3 protein-coding genes are annotated in these 3621 nt (G+C 29.7%); all 3 read right to left on the bottom strand.

Features of this window, described 5'->3' with window-relative positions; translation table 11 throughout:
- Nucleotides 1-336: alpha/beta hydrolase-fold protein (locus ACTG3S_RS14055; RefSeq protein WP_439129962.1), on the bottom strand; the 336-nt coding region annotated here is incomplete at its 3' end.
- Between the two features lie 44 nt (nucleotides 337-380).
- Nucleotides 381-2339, bottom strand: a complete 1959-nt coding sequence (locus tag ACTG3S_RS14050; protein WP_439129961.1) for a glycoside hydrolase family 13 protein — start codon at nucleotides 2337-2339, stop codon at nucleotides 381-383.
- A gap of 11 nt (nucleotides 2340-2350) precedes the next feature.
- The coding region (locus tag ACTG3S_RS14045; protein ID WP_439129960.1) for a glycosyl hydrolase family 65 protein at nucleotides 2351-3621 on the bottom strand (1271 nt) is incomplete at its 5' end.

The following is a 3621-nucleotide window of genomic DNA, read 5'->3' as shown; positions in this document are numbered from 1 at the left end:
TTTCATTAGTTTAGTAGCAACTTCGTCAATCATCCATTCTTGTTTATTCCAAGTTGTAGTTGCATCAAATAAATTTTGACCATCATGCATGTATAACACTGCATATTTTTTGTTTTCTGAATAGTTTTCTGGCAACCAAACATCTACTGGTCTTGGAGTTATTAATTTTGACGGAAAACTATCTACTCGAATGATTTTACCACCTGCTAAAACTGCTTTTTCTAAAATATTTGCAGAAATAGTAGCGAATTTATCTACATCGGTTTTAGTTTCTTGTTTTTGAGTTTTACAAGAAAGTGTAATAAAAGTCAGTACTAAGAATAAAATTTTCTTCATTTACCATATTTTTATGTCCTTTTATTTAAGTTAAAAGTGACTGATTAATCAAGTTTTGTAGTTAAAGTGATATTACCTCTTTCTTTCAATTGAATTTCATCTCCCCAAATAAATTCTTCATTTGAAATAATGTTTTTTACTGTTTTTCCTTCTAAACCAATCTCTTTATATCTTTTTAAATCGATAGTAATTGGTTTGTTATTTTTATTGATAATGTTTACAACCACCTCATCTTTTACTATTCTAAACAAAAAATAAGTACCCATAAATGGTGCAAAATGAATAGTTTTTCCATCATGAATTGCTTTTGAGTTTTTACGATAGTTCAAAAACTTTTTTAAGAATAATTGCATATTTTTTTGTGACTCTTGTAGGCCTTCACCAGTAAACGCATTGATTTTATCTCCTTTAAAACCTCCTGGAAAATCGGTACGAATTAAACCATGGTCTCCTGGTTTTTTAAAATCATCCATTAAAATTTCTGTACCATAATAAATTTGCGGAATTCTTGGCAATGTTAAATATACTGATAATGCCATTTTTGTGTTAGGAATATCTCCATTTAACTGAGTAAAAATTCTACTCATATCATGATTATCTGGAAAAATTAAAATATCTTTTGGTTTTGCGTAATGAAAATCGTTTGCCAAACCTTCATACAATTTTGTTAAACCTGTATCCCAAGATTCTTTTTCAGTTAATGCTTCTACTACTTTTCTTTGCATGGCAAAATCCATAGTAGATGTTAAGTTAGATTCATAACCATCTTTATTATTAGCTCCTTTTTGCCAATAACCAATTAATAGAGGATTGTAACTCCACTCTTCTCCAACAATCGAAAAATTAGGATATTCGTTCATTATGGCTCCTGCCCAATCACTCATAAAATCTTTGTCTGGATAAGGATAGGTGTCTTGTCTAATTCCACTTAAACCAATAGTTTCTATCCACCAAATACTATTTTGAATGATATACTTTGCCATAAATGGATTTTTCTGATTCAAATCTGGCATTGTAGACACAAACCAACCATCTGAGTTTTGTTTTTTATCTATTTTTGAGGCGTAGGTATCTTGATTTGTTGTTCTTCTGTGATTTGAAGTAATTAAATCTCCCTTATTTTCAAAATTTTCTTGATAATTTACCCAATCTTCAAAAGGCAAATCTTTCATCCACCAATGTTCACTTCCACAATGATTGGCTACTTGATCCATTATTAATTTGATGCCTTTTTTTCTGGATTTATCAGCCAATTCTCTGTAATCTGCTAAAGTTCCAAATCGTGGATCTATTTCGTACAAATCTGTAATTGCATACCCATGATAAGATTGTCTGGGCATGTCGTTAGTTAATAATGGGCAAGACCAAATTGCTGTAAAACCCATATCATTTATATAATCTAAATGATTGATAATTCCTTTAATATCTCCGCCATGTCTAGCATAATCATCATTTCTGTTGATTTTGTTTTCTTTTAGGAATTGAACATTTTCTTCTGATTCATTTGCTTTAGAAGTTTTAAAGCCTGTATCATTAGAGGTGTCTGCATTCGCAAATCTATCTGGTGTTATTAAATACAAAACATCTGAACTATCAAACCCAATATAGTTTTCAGGTTCTTTTTCTCTTGACTTTAGCTCGTAAGTATGTACTTTATCCTTTTTATTTTCTGAAGAAAAAACAATATCAAATTTTCCAGGTTTTGTAGTTTTATCAATTTGTAAATCAATAAACAAGTAATTTTTACTTTTTGCTTTATTTACTTTAATTATCGAAATTCCTTCATAAGAAATAGAAGGTGTAAAACTACCAATATTTGGCTCTTTTACTAATAATTGTAATGATGTATCTTTAAAACCTATAAACCAATTAGGTGGTTCTACACGTTCTAAAGAACTATTGGTAATAGAAACTTCAGAAACATTTTTTTGAATTTTTTCATTTTTACACGAAAAAATAAAAATAATTGATAATGAAAATAAAATGTTTCTGAAGAGTTTCATTTGTTATTAATTTAAACTGTTACTAAATTGTCTGGAGAAACTGTTACCAATTCTCCATTTACTAAAATATTGATTTCGTTTTTTCCATCAATTTTAAAATGTGTGTCTTTCTGAGTAACATTAATAGTTAAAATTTGATTTCTAAAATTCACTTTAAACGAGTAAGATTTCCATTCTTTTGGAATCTTTGGAGCAAAGGAAAGTGTATTATTTACAACTCTCATACCACCAAAACCTTCAACAATACTCATCCAAGTTCCTGCCATTGAAGTAGTATGTAAACCTTCTTCTACTTCGTGATTGTAATCATCTAAATCTAAACGAGATGTTCTTAAGTAAAACGTATAGGCTTGCTCCATTCTATTTAACTTTGCAGCTTGAATGCTATGTACACAAGGTGAAAGTGAGCTTTCATGTACTGTAAATGGCTCGTAAAAATCGAAATGACGTTCTAATTCTTCCGTAGAAAAATGATCTTCGAACATATAAAAACCTTGCAAAGTATCTGCTTGTTTAATGTAAGGAGAACGTAAAATTCTATCCCAACTCCATTTCTGGTTGATAGGCCTTTGACTTTTATCTAAATCTGCAACTGTAATTAATTCTTTGTCTAAAAATCCATCTTGTTGTAAATAAATATTGTGTTCCTCAGAGTATGGAAAATACATGTTATCTGCAACTTTTTTCCAACCCATTAATTCATCCTCAGTAATACCAACTTTTTCTTTAATTCTTATAAAGTCTGAGATATGATCATTTTTAACAATATCAATATTTTCTAAGGCATATTCTATACACCATTTGGCTATATAATTGGTATAAAAATTATTATTGATATTATTTTCATACTCATTTGGCCCAGTAACGCCCAACATTACATATTTATTTTTAGCTGTTGAAAAATTAACTCTTTGGTGCCAGAAACGAGCAATTCCTATTAAAACCTCTAATCCTTTTTCTGGAATGTAAGAATAATCATTTGTAAATCTGTGATAATTATAAATGGCAAAAGCGATTGCCCCATTTCTATGAATTTCTTGAAATGTAATTTCCCATTCATTATGACATTCTTCACCATTCATGGTAACCATTGGGTACAATGCTGCTCCGTTTTTAAAGCCTAATTTTGCAGCGTTTTCGATAGCTTTATCTAAATGATTGTATCTGTATTCTAACAAGGTTCTAGCTACAGATTGGTCTTTGGTTGCCATATAAAAAGGAATACAATACGCTTCAGTATCCCAATAAGTACTTCCTCCATATTTTTCGCCAGTAAATCCTT

Origin of the sequence: Polaribacter sp. (assembly GCF_965656025.1) — a bacterium.
Classification (GTDB): domain Bacteria; phylum Bacteroidota; class Bacteroidia; order Flavobacteriales; family Flavobacteriaceae; genus Polaribacter.
The sequence above is the reverse complement of the archived record's forward strand: the minus strand, read 5'-3'. Positions and strand labels throughout refer to the sequence as shown.

What these genes read in the sequence shown, in the direction of transcription:
- ACTG3S_RS14050 (WP_439129961.1), bottom strand. Translation starts at nt 2,339, where the DNA reads ATGAAACTCTTCAGAAACATTTTATTTTCATTATCAATTATTTTTATT.